18 protein-coding genes and 1 pseudogene are annotated in these 22,367 nt (G+C 73.2%); 10 read left to right on the forward strand and 9 right to left on the reverse strand.

The annotated features are described in order from the left end of the window. Positions 1–17: 17 nt before the first annotated feature. Together ACFT4A_RS07125 and ACFT4A_RS07130 are read right to left on the reverse strand one after the other, a co-directional pair. Complete coding sequence (locus ACFT4A_RS07125; protein WP_382826712.1) at positions 18–1,271, reverse strand: ROK family protein; 1,254 nt, start codon at positions 1,269–1,271, stop codon at positions 18–20. A gap of 207 nt (positions 1,272–1,478) precedes the next feature. Further along, positions 1,479–2,558, reverse strand: coding sequence for a mechanosensitive ion channel family protein (locus ACFT4A_RS07130; RefSeq protein WP_382827151.1), 1,080 nt, complete (start codon positions 2,556–2,558; stop codon positions 1,479–1,481). 352 nt (positions 2,559–2,910) lie between these two features. On the opposite strand from ACFT4A_RS07130, the gene ACFT4A_RS07135 reads away from it, so the two are divergent. Beyond that, the gene (locus tag ACFT4A_RS07135) at positions 2,911–3,447 is read left to right on the forward strand and encodes an HNH endonuclease (RefSeq protein WP_215121353.1); all 537 of its coding nucleotides are present in this window, start codon (positions 2,911–2,913) and stop codon (positions 3,445–3,447) included. A 92-nt stretch (positions 3,448–3,539) separates the two neighbouring features. Here the strand turns inward: ACFT4A_RS07135 and ACFT4A_RS07140 are convergent. The 4 genes and pseudogenes from ACFT4A_RS07140 to ACFT4A_RS07155 all read right to left on the reverse strand — a co-directional run bounded on the left by ACFT4A_RS07140 (position 3,540) and on the right by ACFT4A_RS07155 (position 9,413). Then, positions 3,540–4,886: pseudogene (locus ACFT4A_RS07140) on the reverse strand (FtsX-like permease family protein). A gap of 50 nt (positions 4,887–4,936) precedes the next feature. Continuing rightward, positions 4,937–5,623, reverse strand: a complete 687-nt coding sequence (locus ACFT4A_RS07145; RefSeq protein WP_382826714.1) for an ABC transporter ATP-binding protein — start codon at positions 5,621–5,623, stop codon at positions 4,937–4,939. Continuing rightward, positions 5,620–6,153: a PadR family transcriptional regulator gene (locus ACFT4A_RS07150; protein ID WP_382826716.1), complete on the reverse strand. Its 534-nt coding sequence runs from the start codon at positions 6,151–6,153 to the stop codon at positions 5,620–5,622. Before ACFT4A_RS07150 ends, ACFT4A_RS07145 begins: the two co-directional genes overlap by 4 nt. Before the next feature lie 89 nt (positions 6,154–6,242). Beyond that, the gene (locus tag ACFT4A_RS07155) at positions 6,243–9,413 is read right to left on the reverse strand and encodes a beta-N-acetylglucosaminidase domain-containing protein (RefSeq protein ID WP_382826718.1); all 3,171 of its coding nucleotides are present in this window, start codon (positions 9,411–9,413) and stop codon (positions 6,243–6,245) included. A 256-nt stretch (positions 9,414–9,669) separates the two neighbouring features. Here ACFT4A_RS07155 and ACFT4A_RS07160 point away from each other — a divergent pair, with 256 nt between their 5' ends. The 3 genes from ACFT4A_RS07160 to ACFT4A_RS07170 all read left to right on the forward strand — a co-directional run bounded on the left by ACFT4A_RS07160 (position 9,670) and on the right by ACFT4A_RS07170 (position 12,617). Then, on the forward strand, positions 9,670–9,939 hold the full coding sequence (locus tag ACFT4A_RS07160) for a hypothetical protein (protein WP_311125744.1): 270 nt from the start codon (positions 9,670–9,672) through the stop codon (positions 9,937–9,939). 232 nt (positions 9,940–10,171) lie between these two features. Beyond that, a complete protein-coding gene (gene malQ / locus ACFT4A_RS07165) occupies positions 10,172–12,268 on the forward strand; it encodes a 4-alpha-glucanotransferase (protein WP_382826720.1) in 2,097 nt (698 codons plus the stop codon). A gap of 61 nt (positions 12,269–12,329) precedes the next feature. Continuing rightward, positions 12,330–12,617: a hypothetical protein gene (locus ACFT4A_RS07170; RefSeq protein ID WP_382826722.1), complete on the forward strand. Its 288-nt coding sequence runs from the start codon at positions 12,330–12,332 to the stop codon at positions 12,615–12,617. Between the two features lie 26 nt (positions 12,618–12,643). On the opposite strand, the gene ACFT4A_RS07175 is transcribed toward ACFT4A_RS07170, so the two are convergent. Beyond that, entirely contained in the window at positions 12,644–13,165 is a 522-nt protein-coding gene (locus ACFT4A_RS07175) for a MarR family winged helix-turn-helix transcriptional regulator (RefSeq protein WP_382826723.1), read from the reverse strand. A gap of 106 nt (positions 13,166–13,271) precedes the next feature. Between ACFT4A_RS07175 and ACFT4A_RS07180 the strand changes: the two genes are divergently transcribed. The 3 genes from ACFT4A_RS07180 (at position 13,272) to ACFT4A_RS07190 (ending at position 16,059) form a co-directional block, all read left to right on the forward strand. Continuing rightward, positions 13,272–14,300, forward strand: coding sequence for an EamA family transporter (locus tag ACFT4A_RS07180; protein ID WP_382826725.1), 1,029 nt, complete (start codon positions 13,272–13,274; stop codon positions 14,298–14,300). 98 nt (positions 14,301–14,398) lie between these two features. Next, positions 14,399–15,037, forward strand: coding sequence for an RNA polymerase sigma factor (locus tag ACFT4A_RS07185; protein ID WP_382826726.1), 639 nt, complete (start codon positions 14,399–14,401; stop codon positions 15,035–15,037). Then, a complete protein-coding gene (locus ACFT4A_RS07190) occupies positions 15,034–16,059 on the forward strand; it encodes a CU044_5270 family protein (RefSeq protein ID WP_382826727.1) in 1,026 nt (341 codons plus the stop codon). Before ACFT4A_RS07185 ends, ACFT4A_RS07190 begins: the two co-directional genes overlap by 4 nt. 106 nt (positions 16,060–16,165) lie before the next feature. Here the strand turns inward: ACFT4A_RS07190 and pepN are convergent, their stop codons facing one another. Next, positions 16,166–18,745, reverse strand: a complete 2,580-nt coding sequence (gene pepN, locus ACFT4A_RS07195) for an aminopeptidase N (RefSeq protein ID WP_382826729.1) — start codon at positions 18,743–18,745, stop codon at positions 16,166–16,168. A 251-nt stretch (positions 18,746–18,996) separates the two neighbouring features. On the opposite strand from pepN, the gene ACFT4A_RS07200 reads away from it, so the two are divergent. Further along, positions 18,997–19,497 carry a DUF1203 domain-containing protein gene (locus ACFT4A_RS07200; RefSeq protein WP_382826731.1) on the forward strand — a complete coding sequence of 167 codons (501 nt, stop codon included), beginning with the start codon at positions 18,997–18,999 and terminating at the stop codon, positions 19,495–19,497. Here ACFT4A_RS07200 and ACFT4A_RS07205 read toward each other — a convergent pair. After that, entirely contained in the window at positions 19,494–20,510 is a 1,017-nt protein-coding gene (locus ACFT4A_RS07205; RefSeq protein WP_382826732.1) for an aspartate-semialdehyde dehydrogenase, read from the reverse strand. The two genes, ACFT4A_RS07200 and ACFT4A_RS07205, sit on opposite strands and share 4 nt — an antisense overlap. 358 nt (positions 20,511–20,868) lie before the next feature. Here ACFT4A_RS07205 and ACFT4A_RS07210 point away from each other — a divergent pair, with 358 nt between their 5' ends. Next, positions 20,869–21,420 (forward strand): sigma-70 family RNA polymerase sigma factor, encoded by a 552-nt coding sequence (locus ACFT4A_RS07210; RefSeq protein WP_382827153.1) that lies wholly within the window; start codon positions 20,869–20,871, stop codon positions 21,418–21,420. A gap of 1 nt (position 21,421) precedes the next feature. Further along, entirely contained in the window at positions 21,422–22,324 is a 903-nt protein-coding gene (locus tag ACFT4A_RS07215; protein ID WP_382826733.1) for a hypothetical protein, read from the forward strand. The last annotated feature ends 43 nt before the right edge of the window (positions 22,325–22,367 follow it).

A 22,367-nucleotide genomic window follows, 5' to 3' on the forward strand; every position in this document is an offset into this window, starting at 1 on the left:
AAAGCGGGGGGGTGGGGTCAGCGGGAGGTGTCGAAGACCTCGTCGCGCGTCGACGCGAGCGCGCTTTCCAGCGCGCCGCGCAGCACGGGATGTTCACGGACGTCGCCCACGACCAGGCGGGGGCGTGACGCGGCCAGCTCTTCCAGCTCGGCTTGGACGAGGGCGCGCAGTGGCTCGCCGCCCGCGGTGAGGGACGCGCCGCTCAGCACGACGAGCTCGGGGTCGAGGACCGAGACGAGGGAGGCCAGACCGGTGGCAAGCCGGGTCGCGTAGGTCCGGAGGAGGTGGCGGTGGGGTTCGTCGTCGGCCTCCGCCGGCCCGGGCGCCAGGCGTGCGGTGGCCTCGGTTCGCGCCGCCGCCCGGGCCACCAGTTCCGCCGCGGCCTCGGCGTACGGCCCCTGCGGGACGTCCTCGATGCCGAGTTCACGGGCCAGCCGGGGGACGGCCTGGGAGCCGGCCAGCTCCTGGTAGCCGCCGCTGTTGGCCTTGGTGACCTGGCGGACCAGAGGGGTGCCCGGCACCGGCAGGAAGCCGACCTCGCCGGCGCCGCCGCTCCAGCCGCGGTGCAGCCGGCCGCCGAGGACCAGGGCGGCGCCCAGGCCCTCCTGGTTCCACAGCAGCACGAAGTCCGCGTGGCCCCGGGCCGCGCCGAGCCGCTGTTCGGCGAGCGCGACCAGGTTGACGTCGTTCTCGTACTCGAACGGCATCGGCAGGGCGGCGGCGAGCTCGTCCAGGAGGGTGGGGGAGTGCCAGCCGGGGAGGTGGGAGGCGTAGCGCAGACGGCCCGTGGTGGGGTCGAAGGCGCCGGGGGTGCCGATCACGAGACGGTGGATGTCGGCCCGGGCGAGGCCCGCCGCCTTCACCGCGCCGTCCAGGGCGTCGGTGACCTGCTGGACGACCGGGGTGCCGGTGCGCCTGCCGGGGGTGGGCAGTTCGTGCCGGCCGACCGTGCGGCCGGTGATGTCGGAGACCGCGGCGAGTATCCGCTGCGGGGTGACGTCGAGTCCGGCGGCGTATCCGGCGGCCGGGTTGACCTCGTAGAGCTGGGCGTTCGGGCCCGGCCGGCCTTCGGTGGTGCCGGTGGCCAGGACGAGGCCCGCCGCCTCCAGACGGGCCAGCAGCTGCGAGGCGGTCGGCTTGGACAGGCCGGTGAGCTTGCCGATCCGCGTACGGGACAGCTGCCCGTGCTCCAGCAGCAGGTCGAGGGCGGCCCGGTCGTTCATGGCGCGCAGGACGCGTGGGGTGCCCGGCGTGCCGGCGGTTCCTGCCATGCGTGTCCACACCTGCCCTTCGGCTGCTCAGCTTTTCAGTGATCACGGGGAGAAGTCCATCGAGACCCGTCGACCACCGCCGCGGCTACTGTTAGGAAAGTTTCCTATCGGTGGAGAGGAAGCTAGACCCGGCACCTTCGGGAGTCAAGAGGGCATGAAGAAAGGGCGGCACCCGGCCGAGCCGGATGCCGCCCCTTCGGGAGGCTGCTACTTCGTGGTGCTCGTCGGCGCCGATGGCGCGAGCGGGGACGCCGCCGCCGACTGCGGGGACGTGGCGTTCGCGTAGACCGACGGGGCCGCCATCCCCGCCGTCGGGTCGGCGAGCTGCTCCTCGGCCGGGGCCGTGGCGCCGCCGACGATCCGGATGCCCGCCGCGTCGAAGGCCCGCTTGATGCGCCAGCGCAGCTCGCGCTCCACGGTCAGGGACTTGCCGGGCATCGTCTTGGCCGAGACGCGCACGACCATGGAGTCCAGCAGGACGCTGTCCAGGCCGAGCACCTCGATCGGGCCCCACAGCAGCTCGTTCCAGGGCTCCTCGGCGCCCATCTTCTCGGCGACCTCGTCGAGCGTGGCCTTGACCTTGTCCAGGTCCTCACCGGAGTGGACCGTGACGTCGACGTTGGCGGTGGCCCAGCCCTGGGAGAGGTTCCCGATGCGCTTGACCTCGCCGTTGCGGACGTACCAGATCTCGCCGCCGTCGCCGCGCAGCTTGGTCACGCGCAGGCCCACCTCGATCACCTCGCCGGAGGCGACGCCCGCGTCGATCGTGTCGCCGACGCCGTACTGGTCCTCCAGGATCATGAAGACGCCGGACAGGAAGTCCGTGACCAGGTTGCGGGCGCCGAAACCGATCGCCACACCGGCGACACCGGCCGAGGCCAGCAGCGGGGCGAGGTTGATCTGGAAGGTGCCCAGGATCATCAGCGCGGCCGTGCCGATGATCAGGAACGACGCCACCGAGCGCAGCACCGAGCCGATGGCCTGCGAACGCTGCCGACGGCGCTCGACGTTGACCAGCAGCCCGCCGATCGCGCCGCCGTCCAGGGACGGGACGTTGCGGTTCATGCGGTCGATCAGCTTGGTGATCGCCCGCCGCACGACGACCCTCAGCACCACCGCTATCACCACGATGAGCAGCACCCGCAGGCCGATCGCGAGCCATGTCGACCAGTTCTGCTCGATCCAGCCGGCGGCGTTCGTCGCGCTCTCGTGGGCGTCCTGCAGCGAGGGCACTCTCGGGCTCTGCGTATCCGAGGGGGTCGGCGACGGCGTAGGGTCGGCGGCCATCAGAACGGCGTCCGCGGGGGACAGGGACACGGCGGGTACCTCCAGGTGCAGCGGTCTGCCCCGGTGGGGTGGTTCGGGGGTCTTCGGGGGGTCAAGGTCACGACTGGGTCACCGAAGGGGCAGAACCACCACACTAACGGGGCATTGTGTGTTCTCCCGCGGAATGTGTGAAGGAGAGACCGTGCTCACCTGGGCTTGAACAGGTCATGCTCGGGGGGATGAATCAGATGTGGTCGAAAACACTCCCAGCCCGTTACCGGGACATGGTGGCGCTTCCACCAGGCATGAGGAGAGACTGACTACGAATCGTCCCGGCGCGAGCCACGCGCCGCCGGCGTCCAAGGAGGCATCCGTGCCGCATGTCCTGGTCCTCAACGCGTCGTACGAGCCGCTAGGTGTCGTACCGCTCCGCCGCGCGCTCGTCCTCGTCCTCGAGAACAAGGCCGTATGCCTCGAGGAGTCCGGCGCCTTTCTGCACAGCGCGACCGTCACAGTCCCCGCACCCAGCGTGGTCCGGCTCAAGCGATTCGTCCGGGTTCCCTATCGGGGGCCCGTTCCACTGACCCGCCGGGCGCTGTTCGCCCGTGACGGGGGCCGGTGCATGTACTGCGGTGGCGTCGCAACCAGCGTCGACCACGTCATCCCGCGCAGCCGCGGGGGCAAACACGTCTGGGACAACGTGGTGGCGTCCTGCCGCCGCTGCAACCACGTGAAGGCCGACCGACATCTGTTCGAGATCGGCTGGCGGCTGCGCCACAAACCCGCCCCGCCCTCCGGCCTCGCCTGGCGCATCATCGGGACCGGTCACAGGGATCCGCGCTGGATGCCCTACTTGCAGCCGTACGGCGCGGAGGACGCCATGGCCCGGATCGACGGCATTCCTGCCTGACGACGATCCGGGCTTTCGTATTGCCGCGTCGTGCGGCACCGGCAGGCCCGGGGAACCCCCGTTCCCCCGGGCCGGCCTGTCATGAGGTGCGCTTACGCGTACCGCAGCTCCCCCGGGCGCACCGTGCGGCGCAGCAGGGGCAGTGAGGTCGCCGCGGCCAGCAGGCAGGCGGCGTAGACGGCGAGGGGCACCAGGGCGGTCGCCCAGGGCAGCGGACGGTCCGAGAGCAGGGCGTACCAGGTGCCGATGGCCAGGCCGCCGAGACCCGCGAGCAGCACCGCGGGGGCCAGCGGCAGCGCGGTCTCCAGCAGCAGGGCCCGGCCCAGCACCGTGCGCGGAACTCCGGCGGCGGACTGTGCGGCGAGGCCCCGGCGGCGGGTGGCCAGGGACTCGGCGGTGCCGACGGCCAGTCCGGACAGGGTGATCGCGAAGGCGACCGCGATGGCGGCGCCGGTGAGGTCGAGGCCGGTGGTGTAGTAGGTCACGGACTCGGCGAGGTCCTTCCTGGTGCGCACCACGTCCCCGAGCACCTGCCGGATGCCCAGGAAGCCGGTACCGACGACCGTCACCAGCAGCACCGCCGCGTGGGTACGGGCGGCCGACCAGGGGTCGTCGCGCAGCCGCTCGGCGGCGATCAGCGTCGCCGCCGACCGGGCCCGGGCCGAGAGGAGCCGTCCGGCCGCCTTCGCGGCCGCCCCGGAGAATCACACGGCGCCCGCGCCGACCGCGAGGACCGCGCACGCCATCATCAGCGGCGGTCCGCCGTTCGGCCGGTTGGCGGCGGGCGTGGCGGTGGTGGTCACGGCCAGCAGCGCCAGCGCCGCGACGAGCAGCATGCCGCCCAGGAACAGCAGCCCCGGCCCTCGTCCGGAGCGCGGTCCGAACCGGCGCACCCAGCCGAGCGGCGAGGCCACCACCCGGCGCAGCGCCAGCGCGCCCGCCGTCGCGCCCAGCAGCGGTACGGCGACGGCGACCAGGGCGATCCCCGCCCAGGCCAGGGCGGTCGGCCGGTCCCACAGGCGCAGCAGGAGCAGCACCGAGAAGACGGTGGCGACGGCCGAGCCCAGCAGACAGGCGAGCCCGGTCTCCAGCGCGGCGATCCGCCGCACCTGCCAGGGCGTCGCCCCGGCCAGCCGCAGCCCTGCCAGCCGCCGGTCGCGGTGCACCGCCCCGATCCGGGCGCACTGCCCGAGGAACCCGAGCACCGGCACGAGCAGGAGCAGCAGGCTGACGATCACACCGGAGCGGGTGCCGGGCTGGTCCAGCAGTCCGGCGGCGTAGCCCACCTTGTGTTGGCCCCGCAGTGAGGCCAGGGCTACGGCGGTGAGGGCGAAGCCCGTCGCGAGCGCCGCGCCCGCCGCCGTCAGGGTCACCCGCCACCACTCGCCGCGGTCGGAGCCGCGGGTGAGTTCCCAGGCGAGGCGCACATCGGCACGCAGGGAGTGAAAGGAGCGCAGGAAGCGCGAGGGGCGCGAAGACTGTGGGGAGTTCACGCCGCCACTCCCGCCGTCGCCACGCTGCCGTCCAGCAGCTGCACTTCCCGGTCCGCGTAGGCCGCCACCTGGGCGTCGTGGGTGATCAGCAGGACCGCCGTGCCCGACTCGCGGGCCGTGTGCGCCAGGGCCGTCATGACCTGCTCGCCCGCCAGTGAGTCCAGCGCGCCCGTCGGTTCGTCGGCGAAGACCACCTTCGGGCCGGTGACCAGGGCCCGGGCCAGTGCGGCCCGCTGGGCCTGGCCGCCGCTCAGCTCGCCGGGCCGCAGGTCCTGCTGACCGCGCACCCCGAACCGCTCCAGCCACTCACCCGCCCGGGCCCGCGCCCGGGCGCGGTCGGTGCCGGCCAGCAGCAGCGGCAGGGCGACGTTGTCCAGGACCGTCAGCTCGGGGATGAGCTGCCCGAACTGGAACACCACGCCGAACTCGGTGCGGCGCAGCTCGCTCAGCCGCTTCTCGGGCAGGTCGTCGAGGCGCTGTCCGTCGTACGTCACCGAGCCCTCGTCCGGGCGGACGATCCCGGCGAGGCAGTGCAGCAGCGTGGACTTCCCGCTGCCGCTCGCGCCGGTCACGGCGAGGATCTCGCCGGGGAGCAGTTCGACCGACGCGCCGCGCAGGGCGGGTGTCCTGCCGTGCGCCTTGGTGAGGCCACGGGCCGTGAGGAGAGGCACGGGTCTGCTCATGATGCGTCGACCTCCGCGGTCAGGGTGGTGAGCCGGGCCGCCGTGGTGGTCATCCAGCGGAGGTCGGCGTCGAGGTGGTTGACGGCGTAGTCCGCCGAGAGCACGGTCGCCAGGTCCGCGCCCTTGGCGGCCTTGAGCGCCGTCAGTTCCCGCATCCGCTCCATGTGGGCGGCGCGCTGCGCGCTCAGATACCCGGCCGGGTCGCCGCCCGAGAGGATCGCGACGACGACCTTGGCGAAGATCTCGTTCGCCACGAAGGGGGCGGGTGGTGCGATCTCCCCGGCCCAGCGGGCCAGTTCGCCGGCCCCCTCGTCCGTCGCGCGGTACATCGTCCGTTCCGGGCCGCCGTCCGAGTCGGTGCCCTCGACCTCGGCGAGGCCGTCCCGGACGAGGCGCTGGAGGGTCGTGTAGACCTGCCCGTAGGCCAGCGGGCGGGCCTGCGGGAAGCGGTCGTCGTGGCGTCGCTTGAGGTCGTAGCCATGGCTCGGACCCGAGGCGAGCAGGCCCAGCAGGATGTGGCGGGTGCTCATGCCGATCATTATGTACTGAGTACATGTACTGAGTGAATAGTGATCGCCGAAAAGGCCGAAATGATCGCGTGCCGCGTGTGCGCGGCCGCTCACTCCGTGATGGCGTACGCCTCGGCCGACCACAGCGAATACCCGAACCGCGTGGCCCGCTTCTCGCCCTGTACCCGTACGAACCGCACGTCCCGCTCGTCCATGCGGACGCTCTCCCGGCCGCCCCGGCTGTCCCGGACCGTCGCCGCGGTGCGCCAGCGGCGGCCGTCCGCCGACACCTGGACGCGGTACGCCGAGGGGTGGGCGTCCTGCCAGCGCAGCGCGACCTGGCCGAGCCGCGCCGGGCGGGGGAGCTCGACCTGCCACCAGGCGCCGTCGTCGGCCGGGGACGACCAGCGTGTGTCCGGGTCGCCGTCGTTCGCCGCCGACGCCGGGAAGTCGGGCGTCTCGTCGGCCGAGGAACGCGCCGTGCCGGTGCGGGCCAGGTCGGGGCCGCCGGTGGGCGGGTAGGCGTGGACGGTGAGCGTGCGGGTCGCTCCCGCGAAGCCCAGCCGGATGTCGTACGACCGGATCGGGGTGCCGCGCTCGACGGTCACCTCGACCGGGACCTCCACGGTCGAGCCGCGCTTCACGGTCTGCTCGCCCTTCGGCACCCGGACCCGCACGCCCTCGGGCGCCTCGACGGTGAGCCTGCCCCGGGCGTCGGCGGGCCGCAGCGAGCCCAGCCCGGCCGTCAGCCGCAAGGCCCGCCCGGTCTCCGCGTCCACCTCGTCGCGCTCCAGCTCCAGCGAGGTGGCGGGGGAGTCCGTGAACCAGGGGACGAGGTGACGCACCCGGGCCGGAGCGGGGCCGACGACGCGGACGGCGTCCACGGGCGAGTCGACGACCCGCGCGTCGCCGGCGCCCGAATCGACCGGCGCCTCGCGTGAACCGGCCCGGCCGTCGGGGTCCTGGCTCTGAGCCCGCGCGTCGCCGGCGTCCGAACCGCTCCGCGCCTCGCCCGAACCGCCTCGCCTGTCGGCGTCCTGGCCTTGAGCCTGCGCGTCGCCCGCGCCAGAGCCGGCCCGCCTGTCGGCGTCCTGGCCTTGAGCCTGCGCGTCGCCCGCGCCAGAGCCGGCCCGCCTGTCGGCGTCCCGGCCCTGAGCCCCTGCCTCGCCCGCGCCCGGAACGTCACCCCCGTCGGCGCCCTGGTCGCCCCGTGCCCGCACCCGTACCTCCGTCGCCCCCGACCCCGACAGTCGGCCGATCGGCTGCCAGCCCTGGCCGGGGACGTGTGCCTCGACCGTGCCTTCCGTGCCGGGGTCGGTGAGGACCGTCACGGTGGTCAGCGGGCGGGGGCGGGAGAAGCGCAGGGTGCGGTCGTCCGACGGGGCGCCGGGGTTGCGGGGCGGCTCGTGGTCGATGCCCGCCCAGGACGCGTACGCCTTCTGCGCCCGCTGCAGGAAGGGGTCAAGGACGTCCGTGCCGACCTCGACCCGGGCCTGCTCGAGCCCGGCCCGCAGGGCGCCCAGCCTGCGGTACGCCGTCCAGGCCGCCGCCGTGTCCCCGGCGCGCTGCGCGTCCAGCATGTCGAGCGCGGCCGTGCCCGCCTCGCCGTAGCCGGCCAACTGCTCGGACCAGGGGGCGACCTCGGAGGCGAGGGCGGTGTCCGAGAGCCGCCGGGGCAGCTCGCGCAGCACGGTGAAGGCCTCGCGCAGCCGCCGCGCGGCGTCACCGCCCGGGGCACGGTCCCGCCAGTACGCCTCGGTCAGCGGGCGCAGATACGCCGACTCCTCGTCGTCCAGCACCGACGACGCGTCGTTCCCGGCGAGCGCCGCCAGGGCCTGTTCGCGGAGCCGGTCCCCGCCCGCCAGGTCGGCGATCGCGGCGCGCCAGGACTCCCCGGGGCTGTAGGAACGCGGGTTCCACGCGTAGTCGGCGGCGGTGAACAGCGGGATGCGGGACGCCTCCGGCTGCTGCATCGCGTTGGCGAGCAGGGCGGCGGAGCCGGTCGCGACGGCCGGCTCCCGGCCCTGGTAGGGGCCGAGGAAGATACGGCCGGGGTCGTAGTCGTTGACCGGGTAGTTGTCCATCGTGACCAGCGGGTGCCCGAGCGCCTCCCGCGCGCCGGCCAGTTCCCTGCCCGTGATGGTGCGGGGCACCACCCCGACGCCCGTCCACGCCACCTCGACGGCCTTGTCCAGCTCGCTCGCCAGGGCCCGCCGGTAGTCGGTCGTGCCGTCCTCGTAGTACTCCGTCGGCATCAGCGACAGACCGGCGGCGCCGGGGTGCCGCTCCGCGAGGTGCCGGGCGACCGCGTTCGCCACCCGGGACTGCGCCTCGGCCGCCGCCCGCGGGCCGGAGCCGAACCGGTCGGCGTCCGCCTCGCAGTGCCACTCGCTGTAGCTGACGTCCTGGAACTGGAGCTGGAAGGCCCGGAAGCCCAGCGCCCACATCGCGTCGAGCTTGCGCGTCAGCGCCCGCACGTCGGCGTCCGAGGCGAAGCACATCGCCTGGCCCGGGGCCACCGCCCAGCCGAGCTTCACGTGGTTGCCGCGGGCCCGCTCGGCCAGCTCCCGGAACGCGGCCCGCTGCTTCGCCGGGTACGGCTCACGCCAGCGGGCCTGCCGGTAGAGATCGTCGCCCGGGGCGTACAGGTAACGGTTCTGCTTGGTGCGCCCCATGAAGCCGACCTGCGCCATCCGCTGCCGGTGCGTCCACGCGGTGCCGTAGAAACCCTCGGTGATGCCGCGTACGGCGGTGCCGGGCCAGTCGCGTACGACGGCCGCCGCGATCGTGCCGTCGGGACGCAGCAGCTGCCGCAGCGTCTGCACGGCGTGGAACAGCCCGTCCTCGCCGACCCCGGTGAGGGAGACGCCGCCTTGGCCGACGGACAGCTCGTAGCCCCCGGAGGGCAGGGCACGGCGGTCGTTCCGGCGGACGGGCTCCGTCCCCGTCCGCACGACCAGGGCGCCGGGCGCGGCGGAGTCCGTGACGCGGCGGGCCCCGGCCTGGCGCAGCAGCGCGCGCAGGGCCTCGACGGCGTAGGGGTCCGCCGACGGGTCCGTGAGCAGCGCGACCTCGTCGGTGACCTCGACCGGGGCGCCGTTCGCGCGCAGCGACTGCGGGCGCGGCCAGACGGAGGGGTCGGCTCCGGCCGTGTCGGGCGTCGGTGTCGCGGCCTTGCCGGGGGCGGGCGGAGCCGCCACCGCGGCGGGCGGGGCGCCGAGGCTTCCGGCGACGACGGCGACCGCGAGGGCGACTGCCCGCTTTCCACGCCGCAGTCCCACAGGCCCCCTCCAGATGTGTCCGACGGATGTCCGACAGATGCGTCGACCGGGACGACGAGCCCACCACCCGCTTGGTGAAGGTGTCAACGAGAGTGGCCGTTGTGGCCGATTTGCCGGGATCTTGACAGAGTGGAGGGGAGTGGAATGTGAGCAGGAGCACGATGTTCGGGCTGGGACGTCTGTCATCGCGTCGACTGGGTAGGGCTGCGATAACCCGTCGAAAGTTGAACACGACAAGCTCGACTAGGAGGCCCCCGTGGCTGCGATGACTTTCCTTCCGCTCCCGGCCCCGTCCAAACCCGTGGCGGACACGTCCGCCGACCTCGACCCCCACTATGACGATCCGCGCTACGAAGACCCCCACTACTGCGTCTTCAGCTCCGAGAACACCTGCGCCGAGCCCCCGCTCACCAGCGAGCCGCCGCTCCCTGACGCCGAGCCCCTCACCAGCGAGCCGCCGCTCGCCGAATCCGCCCCGCTGACCAGCGAGCCCTCCGCCTTCATCCCGGACTTCCCAGGTATCTAGGGCCTGCCGTTCGGATCACGCCGCAGACGCGGGGTCTGGCACGCACATCTGCCACGTTGTCGTCGGTCGCCGACTCCCCCACGCTCGGCTCCGCTCGCGCGGGAGGGACCCCCATCGCGTCGACTCCCTCCTCCGCCTCGCAGCTGCACGCACCAGACCCCGCTCACCGGCGCTGACGAGAAACCGCCAGTTCCCTGCGACCTGATCCAAACGACAGACCCTAGGGGCCCAGATGACCGCACCGCGGCCGGCCGAACCGCCCTCCGTGGACCTGTCCCGCCTCGCCGTGCTGCACGGCGTAGCGACCTCTTACAGCCCGTCCCCGGACCGTACGGTCGCGGCCTCGGCCACCGCGGTCACCCTGACCCTGGCCGCTCTCGGCGTGGACGCGAGCACGCCCGGCGCCGTCCGCGCCGCGCTCGCCGCCCGGGAGCGGGAACAGGGAGCACGACTGCTGCCGCCCACGGTGGTCGGATGGGGCGTGAGCCCCCCGGCCGCCCTGGCCGCGCTCCCCGAGGGCACCCTGCTGCGCATCGAGGCCGAGCAGGGCGAGACGCGCGACTCGGCCGAGCGGCTCCCGCCCGGCGTCCACCGGCTGACCGCCACGGCCCCCGACGGCCGCACCGCGGACGCCCACCTGATCATCGCCCCGGACCGGCTGCCCACGCCGCCCGGACGCTCGTACGGACTGCTCGTCCAGCTCTACTCGCTCCTCTCCCGCCGCTCCTGGGGCATGGGCGACCTCGGTGACCTCGCCGAACTGGCCGGCTGGGCCGGGAGGTCGCTCGGCGCCGGGTTCGTCCAGGTCAACCCGCTGCACGCGGCCGTGCCCGGAGCCCCCACCGACCCCTCCCCGTACCGCCCCTCCTCGCGCCGCTTCCCCGACCCCGTGCACCTGCGGATCGAGGACATCCCCGAGTCCGCGTACGTCGAGGACCCCCAGCGGCTGCGCGCGCTGCTGGAGAGATCCGGACGGCTGCGCGAAGCGGTGCTGGAGAAGGGCGCGCTGATCGACCGGGACGCCGTGTGGGAGCTCAAGCGGGAGGCGCTCGGGCTGGTGTGCGAGGTGCCGCTCGGCCCCGGCCGACGCGCCGCCTACCGCGACTTCCTCGCCGCGCAGGGCCGCGCCCTGGAGGACCACGCCACCTGGTGCGCGCTCGCCGAGGTGCACGGCCCGGACTGGCATCGCTGGCCGACCGGCCTGCGCGACCCCCGCTCGGCCGACACCGACCGTGCCCGGGGCGGCCTCATGGACCGGGTGGAGTTCTGGTCCCGGCTCGCCTGGCTCACCGACACCCAGCTCACCGCGGCACAGCGCGCGGGCCGCGAGGCCGGCATGCCGGTCGGGATCGTGCACGACCTCGCGGTCGGCGTGCACCCCGTCGGCGCCGACGCCTGGGCCCAGCAGGATTACTTCGCCGCCGGCATGTCGGTGGGCGCGCCCCCGGACGCCTTCAACGCGCGCGGCCAGGACTGGAGCCTGCCGCCCTGGCGCCCCGACCGCCTCGCCGAATCGGGCTACGCCCCCTTCCGCGAGCTGCTCCGCGCCCTGTTCCGCTACGCCGGAGCCCTGCGCATCGACCATGTCATGGGCCTGTTCCGCCTGTGGTGGGTCCCCCAGGGCCATCCGCCCACCGAGGGCACCTACGTCCGCTACGACGCCGAGGCCATGCTCGCCGTCCTCGTCCTGGAGGCCTCCCGGGCCGGGGCGCCGGTGATCGGCGAGGACCTGGGCACGGTGGAGCCCGGCGTCCGCGAGGCGCTGCGCGAGCGCGGGGTGCTGGGCACGTCCGTGCTCTGGTTCGAACGCGACTGGGAGGGCGACGGCCTCCCCCTGCCCCCCGATGGCTGGCGCGCCGACTGCCTGGCCACCGCCACCACCCACGACCTGCCCTCCACGGCCGCCCGCCTCACCGGCGAGCACGTCGAACTCCGCGACAGCCTCGGCCTGCTCGCCCGCCCGCTCGACGAGGAGCGCGCCGAGGCCGCCGCCGACACCGGCGAATGGCTGTCCCTGCTCGCCCGCCTCGGCCTGCTGCACGGCACCGGCGGCGGCACCGACACCTCCTCGGAGGAGGCCGAGATCCAGGCCGTCCACCGCTTCCTGCTGCGCACCCCGGCCCGCATGGTCGGCGTCTGGCTCCCGGACGGGGTCGGCGACCGCCGCCCGCAGAACCTCCCGGGCACCTGGGACCAGTACCCGAACTGGCGGCTCCCGATCGCGGACGCGGGGGGACGCCCCGTGACGCTGGAGGAACTGGCGGCGTCGCCCCGACTGCGTGCCCTCATCGACGTGTTGCGGGAACCGTCCGGCCCGTCCGGCGGCTGAGGGCGACTCTTACGGCACCCCGGGCGCGCGGCCCCGAGGGGCGTTGGATACTTTTGACACCGTGGACAAGAAGAACGCCCTGCGCGCCGGCGCCCTGGCAGCCGGTACGACGCTCATGATGCTGCTCATGTCGTCCCCCGCCTCCGCGGTCAGCCGCGACGACGGTGACGACCCCGGCCCGGGCCTGAGCGTCATCGAGACGCTGGGCCTCTTCGTCGTGGCCCCCATCGTGCTGTACCTGGTCATCCACGCGCTGGTGGTGGTCGGGGACAAGTCGCACAAGAAGAAGGACACGACGAGCTCCAACATCGACACCAAGGCGCAGGCCAAGGCCGACGCCAAGGCCTGATCAGGGGCATCGTGGAGGGGCGGTCCTCACCGCCCGGCCGACCCCTCCGTCCCCGCCAGCAGTTCCCTCAGCAGGCCGGCCAGTTGGCCGGCCTGTTTCTCGTCGAGGGCGGACAGGGCCTCCGTCTGGACGGCCAGTCCCGCGACGGCCGCCTCGTCGATGAGGCGCAGCCCCTCCTCCGTGAGCGTCACCTGAAGCCCCCGCCGGTCGTGCGGATCGGGGGAGCGGCGCAGCAGCCCGGCCCGCTCCAGCTTGTCCAGGCGCCCGGTCATCCCGCCCGTGGTGAGCATCAGCGTCTCCGACAGCCGGCGCGGTGAGAGCGTGTAGGGCTCGCCGGAGCGGCGCAGGGTCGCCAGGACGTCGAACTCGCCGCGGGAGACCCCGAACCGTCCGTAGGTGTCGTCCAGGCGGTCGGTCATCGCGCGGGCGAGCCGGTAGACCCGGCCGAAGACCTCCATCGCCCGGGTGTCGAGCTCGGGGCGGACCGTCGCCCACTGGTCGATGATGGCGTCGACGGGGTCCCTGCGCTGCTCGGGGCGTTCGTTCATGGCACGAGTATCGGCCGCCGCTCGGTCACCCGCAAGAAAGTAGCTTGACGGAAAGTAGCTTAAGGCTAAGCTACTTTCTATCGACCTACTTCGAAGGGTGCCTCCCATGGCCTCCTCCCGTCCCGCGCTCATCGTCCTCACCGCCCTCGCCCCCGTCTCCTGGGGCACGACCTACGCCGTCACCACCGAGTTCCTCCCGGCCGACCGCCCCCTGTTCACCGGGCTGATGCGCGCCCTGCCCGCCGGACTGCTGCTGCTCGCCCTCGCCCGGGTGCTGCCGCGCGGCGCCTGGTGGTGGAAGGCGGCGGTGCTCGGCGCGCTGAACATCGGCGCCTTCTTCCCGCTGCTGTTCCTCTCGGCGTACCGGCTGCCCGGCGGCATGGCGGCGGTCGTCGGCTCGGCCGGGCCGCTCTTCGTGGCCGGCCTCGCCGCGCTGCTGCTCGGGCAGCGGCCGACCCCGCGCACGCTGCTGACCGGGGCCGTGGCCGCGTTCGGCGTCAGCCTCGTCGTCCTGCGCGCGGCCGGGGCACTGGACGCGCTCGGCCTGCTCGCGGCCCTCGCCGCCACCGTCTCCATGTCCGCCGGAACCGTCCTCACCCAGCGGTGGGGGCGCCCCTCCGGCGTCGGCCCGCTCGCCCTCACCGCCTGGCAGCTGACCGCGGGAGGCCTCCTCATCGCACCGCTCGCCCTCTTGGCCGAGGGCGCCCCGCCGGCACTGGACGCCCGGGCGGCCGGCGGCTACCTCTACCTCGCCGTCGCCAACACGGCAGTCGCCTACTGGCTGTGGTTCCGCGGCATCGGCCGCCTCACCGCCACCCAGGTCACCTTCCTCGGCCCGCTCTCCCCGCTGACCGCGGCCGTCATCGGCTGGGCGGCACTCGGACAGACGCTGACGCCCGTGCAACTGGTGGGCATGGGGCTGGCGTTCGGGGCGACGGTGGCGGGGCAGATCGGGGCCCGGCCGACGGCGCCGCGGCGGCAAAGGGTCTTGAAGCGAGGGCCGGCGGAGGGCTGGCCGGTGCGACTGAGGGAGACCGCGGCCGGCCGGGCGCCCGCTCCGGGAACAGCGTCCGGTGACGCGGCTGCCCGCTCGTCACGCCGTCTCAGCCGGGGAGCGGTGCGAGCCGACGGGTGACGGCGCCCCATCCGGGCGGACCGTGAACCTTTCTCCGTCTCCCGGGCAAGTACGGGTGAACACCGACCCGCCCGCCCACGACACCCCACGGACCGTCCATGACTGATGCACCGTGTCGCCCCTCACCGCGGGACGGCGCCCCCGGAGGCGATACCGCGGACGGCGACGCCGCTCTGATCGCGGCGTCCATCGAGGAACCCGAGCTCTTCGCCGTGTTCTTCGACCGGCACGCGCCCGCCATCCACCGGTACGTCGCCCGGCGGCTGGGGCAGGACGCGGCCGACGACGTCACAGCGGAGACGTTTCTGACGGCCTTCCGGATACGCGAGCGGTTCGACGCGGAGCGGGCCGGTGTACGTCCCTGGCTGCACGGGATCGCCGCCAAGCAGATCAGCCGGCACCGCCGCGAGGAGGTCAGGGCCCTGAAGATCCTGGCCCGCACTGGCACCGACCCGGTCGCCGAGAGCTGGACCGACTCCGCGGACGACCGCCTCGCCGCACAGGCCGCGTCCCGGCCGCTGGCCGAGGCCCTGGCCAGGCTGTCAGTGGGGGATCGGCACGTCCTGCTGCTGTTCGCCTGGGCCGACTTCACCTACCAGGAGATAGCCCAGGCCCTCGACATCCCCGTGGGAACCGTACGGTCCCGGCTCAACCGGGCCCGCAGGAAGCTGCGCGCCGTGACCGAGGCGCACGGTCCGGTCCTCGAACCCCGTGTACACGAAGGTGACCCCGCATGAACGAGCTGACCGCGCTCCGTGAACTGCGCGCCGACGCCCCGCTGCCCGACAGCGATCGCCTCGCCCCCGCTCGGGTCCGGCTCACCGAGGTGTTCCGGGAGGAAACCCCGGGCGGCGTGTGGCAGGCCCTCCCGCGTCGCCGGATCGTCCTGGTGGGCGTCGCGGCGACCGCGGCCCTCTCCGTGACCGGCGGCATCGTCGCGACCCTCCCCGGTGACGCCCCCGCCGGCCGTCGGCTCCTGTCGGCGCGGGCCTCCGCCGCCGCCCTCGAACTGGCCGCGGCGACCGTGGAGAAGACACCGGTCGTCGAACCCGGGCCGAAGCAGTGGGTGTACGTAAAGACCACGGTCTTCTTCGAGGGCGAACCGCAGAACTCGGAGTCGTGGACCCGCTGGGACGGCACCGGCCACGCCCGACTGCCCGGCATTCCTCCGTCGGGCCCCGTCTCGGACTTCGACCCGAACGAGCTTCAGGTCTGGTACGGGCCCAACCAGGAGGAGAAATGGAAGAAGGAGGGCTACGACGACCGGTCCCAGCGGCAGTTCTGGCGCTTCCTCGTCACCCTGCCAGGCGACGACCCGGACCGCATGATGCGGCGCATCCGTGAGGAGCACGCCATCGGCGACATCGAGGGCGAGACACCCGCGGAACGCGACTGGCGGGAGATCCACGTCCTCTACCGTTCCGTGCTCATCCCGTCCAACGTCCAGGCGGGGCTGTTCCGGGCACTGGCGAAGATCCCGGACGCCCGCGTGACGAAGGGCGTCAAGGATTCCCTCGGCCGTGCGGCGATCAGCGTCAGCGTCCACTACGCCGAGCGCACTGCGTCGGGCGCCCAGGGCACACAGGAGATCCTCTTCGACCCGAAGACCTACGCCTACCTCGGCGAGGCCGAACACGTCGCGCCGATCGAGCCGCCCAAGGGGCAGACGCTGCCCAGCCCCTCCGGACGCGGCTCCGACACGATGGTCATCGCCCGCGCCGCCTGGGGCGTGGTGAACAAGCCCGGCGCACGCCCCTAGCGGGGGCATTGCGGGGAACGGGCGCCCGGCACGGGGGTGCGGGCGTCCGGCGCACGGAAAGGGGCGCCCGGCAGACCGCCGGGCGCCCCTGAGTCGTGACGGCTGCCTACTGGCCGGCCGCCGCGTCCGCCTGCTGGGCCCGCAGGGCGCGCTCCACGCCCGCGCGGGACTCCGAGACCAGGCGTCGCAGGGCCGCGTTCGGGGCGGCGGCGGTCAGCCAGGCGTCGGTCTTGTCCAGGGTCTCCTGGGAGACCTGGACGGTCGGGTAGAGGCCGACGGCGATCTGCTGGGCCATCTCATGGGAGCGGGACTCCCAGATGTCCTTGACCACCTCGAAGTACCGGTCCGCGTACGGGGCGAGCACCTCACGCTGGTCGGTCTGGACGAAACCGCCGATGACCGCCTCCTGCACGGCGTTCGGCAGCTTGTCGGAGTCGATGACCGACGCCCACGCCTCCGCCTTGGCCTCCTCGGTCGGGCGGGAGGCCCGGGCGGTGGCGGCGTGCCGTTCACCGGCGGCCGTACGGTCACGGTCGTACTCGTTCGCGATCTCCGCCTCGTCGAACCGGCCGACCGCCGCGAGCCGCTGCACGAACGACCACCGCAGCTCCGTGTCGACGACCAGGCCCTCGATGGTCTGCGAGCCGTCCAGCAGCGCGTCCAGCACGTCCAGCTGCTCCGGCGTGCGGGCCGTCGCGGCGAACGCGCGCGCCCACGCCAGCTGGTGGTCGCTGCCCGGCGCCGCCGCCCGCAGATGGGCCAGCGTCGCGTCGGTCCAGCGGGCCAGCAGCGCCTCGCGGGCGGCCGGGTCGGCGTACAGGTCGATCGCCAGCTTCACCTGGCGGTGCAGCGACTGCACCACGCCGATGTCCGACTCCTTGCCGATGCCGGACAGCACCAGGGCCAGGTAGTCGCGCGCCGCGAGTTCGGCGTCACGGGTCATGTCCCAGGCCGACGCCCAGCACAGGGCACGCGGCAGGGAGGACTGGAAGTCGCCGAGGTGCTCCGTGACGACGGCCAGGGACTGCTCGTCCAGGCGGACCTTCGCGTACGACAGGTCGTCGTCGTTGAGCAGGATCACGGCCGGGCGGCGCTTGCCCACCAGCTGCGGTACGGCCGTCAGCTCGCCGTCCACGTCCAGCTCGATGCGCTCCTCGCGGACCAGCTTGCCGCTCTCGTCGTCCAGTTCGTACAGGCCGACGGCGATGCGGTGCGGCCGCAGGGTCGGCTCGCCCTTGGCGCCCGTGGGCAGGGCCGGGGCCTCCTGGCGGATGGCGAAGGACGTGACGACGCCGTCGGCATCCGTCTCGATCCGAGGGCGCAGGACGTTGATGCCGGCCGTCTCCAGCCACGCCTTCGACCAGGCCTTCAGGTCACGCCCCGACGTCTCCTCCAGGGCGCCCAGCAGGTCGGACAGGCGCGTGTTGCCGAACGCGTGCGCCTTGAAGTAGGACTGCACGCCCCGGAAGAACTCGTCCTCGCCGACGTACGCGACGAGCTGCTTCAGAACGGAAGCCCCCTTCGCGTACGTGATGCCGTCGAAGTTGACGAGCACGTCGTCCAGGTCGTTGATCTCGGCCATGATCGGGTGCGTCGACGGCAGCTGGTCCTGGCGGTACGCCCACGTCTTCATGGAGTTGGCGAACGTGGTCCAGGAGTGCGGCCAGCGCGACTCGGGGTGGGCCGACTGGCAGGCGATCGACGTGTACGTGGCGAACGACTCGTTCAGCCACAGGTCGTTCCACCACTCCATCGTCACGAGGTCGCCGAACCACATGTGGGCCAGCTCGTGAAGGATGGTCTCCGCGCGCACCTCGTACGCCGCGTCCGTCACCTTCGACCGGAACACGTACTGGTCGCGGATGGTCACCGCGCCCGCGTTCTCCATCGCGCCCGCGTTGAACTCCGGCACGAACAGCTGGTCGTACTTCTCGAACGGGTACGTGTAGTCGAACTTCTCCTGGAACCACTCGAAGCCCTGCCGGGTCACCTCGAAGATGGCGTCCGAGTCGAGGTACTCGGCGAGCGAGGGACGGCAGTAGATGCCGAGCGGGACGGACTGGCCGTCCTTCTCGTACACGCTGTGCACGGAGTGGTACGGGCCGACGATCAGCGCCGTGATGTACGACGAGATGCGCGGGGTCGGCGCGAACGTCCAGACGCTGTCCTGGGGCTCCGGAGTGGGGGAGTTGGAGATGACCGTCCAGCCCTCCGGCGCCCTCACGGTGAACTGGAAGGTCGCCTTGAGGTCCGGCTGCTCGAAGCTCGCGAACACCCGGCGGGCGTCCGGAACCTCGAACTGGGTGTAGAGGTAGGCCTGGTCGTCGACCGGGTCGACGAACCGGTGCAGGCCCTCGCCGGTGTTGGTGTACGCGCAGTCGGCGACCACCCGGAGGATGTTGCGGCCCTGGAGCAGCTCGGGCAGGGCGATCCGGGAGTCCGCGAAGACCTCGGCGGGGTCGAGGGAGTCCCCGTTCAGGGTCACCTCGTGCACGGCCGGGGCGACGAGGTCGATGAACGACCCGGCACCGTTCTCGGCGGTCACATCGAAGCGCACCGTGGTCACGGACCGGTAGGTGCCGCCCTCCTGCGCGCCGGAGAGATCGAGTTCGATCTCGTACGAGTCAACGGCGAGCAGCTGCGCCCGCTGCTGCGCCTCTTCGCGGGTCAGGTTTGTGCCAGGCACGCGGTCATCTCCTCGTTATGGGTGGGTTGCGCCATCTTTCCACGGCAGCTTCGCATCGGGCGACGACCTGGGCGTCTCCTAGGGATACCCCTCGGGATGCTCCTCGGGCGGCGAGGGTGTGGGCGAACTCCCGTACCGCCGCCGTCTCCCCGTCCCGGTGCCGCACCAAACCGTCGGGAGTACCCGCGAGGGGAGGGCGACGTCCGGAATCCGCCGGTGCTAAGGGCCACGCGCGAGCGAGCCTGATGAGCATGACGACGACGAACCACAGCGCACTGCCCATCGCCCCGCGCGCCCTCAAGGACCTCCGCACGACGGACGACGCGGGCCGCCCCACCACCCCGTTCACCGACACCGAGGGCGGAGCACCGCTCCGCTGCTGCCTGCGCCGCGCCGAACCGGGGGAACGCATCGCCCTGGTCTCCTACGCCCCGCTGCGCCGCTGGGCGTCGGAGCGTGACGTCGACCCGGGCGCCTACGACGAACAGGGCCCGGTCTTCATCCACGCCGAGGAGTGCGGAGGGCCGGACACCGACGCCCTGCCCTTCGCCAACAGCCACCGCACGGTCCGCCGCTACTCCGCCGAGGGCCGCATCCAGGGCGGCCGGCTGGTCGAGGACCCCGCCGCCCTCGACGAGGCCCTCACGGAAGCGCTCGACGACCCGGCCGTGGAACTCGTCCACGTCCGGGCCGTCGAGTACGGGTGCTTCCTCTACGAGGTCCGCAGGGAGGGTGCGGTGCGCGGGGACTAGCCCTTCAGCTCCGCCGCCACCAGCTCCGCGATCTGGATCGCGTTCAGGGCCGCGCCCTTGCGGAGGTTGTCGTTGGAGAGGAACAGGGCCAGGCCGTTGTCCACCGTCTCGTCACGGCGGATGCGGCCGACGTAGGACGGGTCCTGGCCGGCGGCCTGGAGGGGGGTGGGGATGTCGGTGACGACGACGCCCGGGGCGTCCGCCAGCAGCTCCGTCGCCCGCTCGGGGGAGATCGGCCGGGCGAAGCGGGCGTTGACCTGGAGGGAGTGGCCCGAGAAGACCGGGACGCGCACGCAGGTGCCGGAGACCTTCAGGTCGGGGATCTCCAGGATCTTGCGGGACTCGTTGCGGAGCTTCTGCTCCTCGTCGGTCTCGTTCAGGCCGTCGTCGACGATGTTGCCCGCGAGGGGCAGCACGTTGAAGGCGATGGGGCGCTTGTAGACGCCCGGCTCGGGGAAGTCGACCGCCGCGCCGTCATGGGTGAGCTGGTCGGCGTCGGCGACGACCTTCTGCGTCTGGCCGTGCAGCTCGGCCACGCCCGCGAGACCGGAGCCGGAGACCGCCTGGTACGTGGCGACGACCAGGGCCTCCAGGCCCGCCTCGTCGTGCAGCGGACGCAGGACCGGCATCGCGGCCATCGTCGTGCAGTTCGGGTTGGCGATGATGCCCTTGGGGCGGTCCTTGATCGCGTGCGGGTTCACCTCGGAGACGACCAGGGGCACCTCGGGGTGCTTGCGCCACGCGGAGGAGTTGTCGATCACGACGGGGCCCTGGGAAGCGACCTTCTCGGCCAGCGCCTTGGAGGTGGCACCGCCCGCGGAGAACAGCACGATGTCCAGGCCGGTGTAGTCGGCGGTCGCCGCGTCCTCCACCGTCACGCCGTCCAGCTCCGAGCCCGCCGAGCGGGCCGAGGCGAAGAGGCGCAGCTCGGTGACGGGGAAGTTCCGCTCCTTGAGGATCCTGCGCATGACCGTGCCGACCTGTCCGGTGGCTCCGACGATTCCGACCCTCACGGTGACTCCCTCTCCTGCGTCTCTTCACATGCTCGTTGCTTGGCCGAGGCTTTTCCATCATGCGGCCGACCACGGCCCATCTGTCCACTTCTTTCCCCGCGCCGTCCGGTGAGTGGGACGAGGTGTCCCGCTCCTCGGTTGCGGACCTGCGGTGTCAACCGCTCTGAGCTGGAGAAATTCGTTCGACAGGGGTCGTGCGCCGCAAGCTCACCTGCCCCTCCCTCACTCCGCCACACGGGAGTGTGACGTATACCTCTGCCGTTACCTCGGCCGTCCTGCCGGAAATCCCTCGGAGACGGCCGAACGTTCCGGGCCGGACCGGCGTCGTAGGAGAAACACGGCGAGGGGGTGGCTTGTGCTGCTGCGTGGAAGGGCCCGGCGCGGCCGGGGGACGCACGCCGGCGACGATCCGCAGAGCGAGGCTGATCCGCTGGACGCGGCGCAGGAACGCCGGGTGCGGGCGGTGCTCGCGCTGGGCGGGGTGCCGCAGGCGGATCTGCCGGACGGGGTGCAGCAGGTCCGGCTACGGCTGCTGGAGCGGGCCGCGAGCGGACGGGAGGCGCCGCGGGACGTCTCGGCGTGGGCGGCGGTCGTCGCTTCCAACCTGGCCATGGACTGGCACCGGGCCAAGCGCCGCCAGGAGCGGCTCGGGGAGCGGCTGGCCGCCCTGCGTCAGCCGACGGCCCACCCCTCCGGCGAGGACACCAGCGTGCTGTCCGCCGCCGTCGCCCAGGGCCTGGACGAGCTGCCCGACGCCCAGCGTCAGGTCGTCGTCCTGCGCTTCTACGCCGATCTGCCCGTGCGGTCCATCGCCGAGCAGCTCGGCGTCCCGGAGGGCACGGTCAAGAGCAGGTTGCACACGGCGGTACGGGCTCTGCGCGCCCGCCTGCACGAGGACGAGGTGGTGTGACGTGACCGCCCGGAACGACAACAACGAGAACGACGCCGTCCGGCGTGACGGCAGTGACGGCTGTGGCGGTGCCGAGTACGACGGCATGGACGCGCTGATGGCCGCGATCCTCGGCGACCCCGTACCGGAGGCCGCCCGCCGGGACACCGACTACCTGGCCGCCCACCGCGCGGCCGCGACCGACGTCGCCCTGCTGCGGGAGCAGCTCACGCTGCTGGGGGACGCGCTGGCGCACGGCGACGAGGCCCGGGTCGAGGATCGGGGGGAAGCGGCAGATCCGGCGGGGCGAACCGTGGCGGCAGGGCCGACAGCAGGCCCGCGGGGTGCCGCGCACGGCGCCGGGCCGGGGGCGCCCGCCGACTCGGCGGTGAGGGTGCTGCCTGTCAGGGCGCGGCGTGGCCGTCCCCGGCCCGTCTCCATCGCCCTGCGCGGTCTCGTCGCCGCTGCCGCCGCCACGGTCGTCGTGGGCATGGGGTGGCTTGTCGTGCAGGGCGGGGCCGGGAGCGGGGGCGACTCGGAGGGGAGTTCGGCCGCCGATACCGCGGCGGGTACGCAGCACGGCAGCGAGGACGCCAAGCTCAGTGCCGCCGGCTATCTCGCCTGCGCCCGGATCGTCGTCGAGGGCACCGTCGCCGAGGTCGAACCCGTCCCCGGCACCGGACAGGACCGCGTCACCCTCGACGTGGAGCGCTCCTACAAGCCCGCCGAGGGCCAGAAGAGGGTCGTGTTCCCGATGAGCGAGGAGGTCGACCCCCGGCTGCGGCCGGGCGATCACGTCCTCATCGGGATCACGGGCGGGCAGGCCGAACCGGACCACTGGAGCGTCGGAGAGAAGGAGATCGCCCACGACCGGGCCTGGATCACCGCCGCCCTGCCCGATTCGCGCACGACCCCCTGCCCGTAGAGGCACATGAAGAAGGGCGGGCGCCCATCCGGACGCCCGCCCA

The organism is Streptomyces sp. NPDC057099 (assembly GCF_042671245.1).
GTDB lineage: Bacteria > Actinomycetota > Actinomycetes > Streptomycetales > Streptomycetaceae > Streptomyces > Streptomyces purpurascens.

Bases quoted from the DNA above. Each gene is read 5' to 3' on its own strand.
- ACFT4A_RS07180 (WP_382826725.1), top strand. From the start codon at position 13,272: ATGGCCTCCTCCCGTCCCGCGCTCATCGTCCTCACCGCCCTCGCCCCC.
- malQ (WP_382826720.1), top strand. From the start codon at position 10,172: ATGACCGCACCGCGGCCGGCCGAACCGCCCTCCGTGGACCTGTCCCGC.
- ACFT4A_RS07130 (WP_382827151.1), bottom strand. From the start codon at position 2,558: ATGGCCGCCGACCCTACGCCGTCGCCGACCCCCTCGGATACGCAGAGC.
- ACFT4A_RS07200 (WP_382826731.1), top strand. From the start codon at position 18,997: ATGACGACGACGAACCACAGCGCACTGCCCATCGCCCCGCGCGCCCTC.
- ACFT4A_RS07125 (WP_382826712.1), bottom strand. From the start codon at position 1,271: ATGGCAGGAACCGCCGGCACGCCGGGCACCCCACGCGTCCTGCGCGCC.
- ACFT4A_RS07175 (WP_382826723.1), bottom strand. From the start codon at position 13,165: ATGAACGAACGCCCCGAGCAGCGCAGGGACCCCGTCGACGCCATCATC.
- ACFT4A_RS07185 (WP_382826726.1), top strand. From the start codon at position 14,399: ATGACTGATGCACCGTGTCGCCCCTCACCGCGGGACGGCGCCCCCGGA.
- ACFT4A_RS07145 (WP_382826714.1), bottom strand. From the start codon at position 5,623: ATGAGCAGACCCGTGCCTCTCCTCACGGCCCGTGGCCTCACCAAGGCG.
- ACFT4A_RS07150 (WP_382826716.1), bottom strand. From the start codon at position 6,153: ATGAGCACCCGCCACATCCTGCTGGGCCTGCTCGCCTCGGGTCCGAGC.
- ACFT4A_RS07190 (WP_382826727.1), top strand. From the start codon at position 15,034: ATGAACGAGCTGACCGCGCTCCGTGAACTGCGCGCCGACGCCCCGCTG.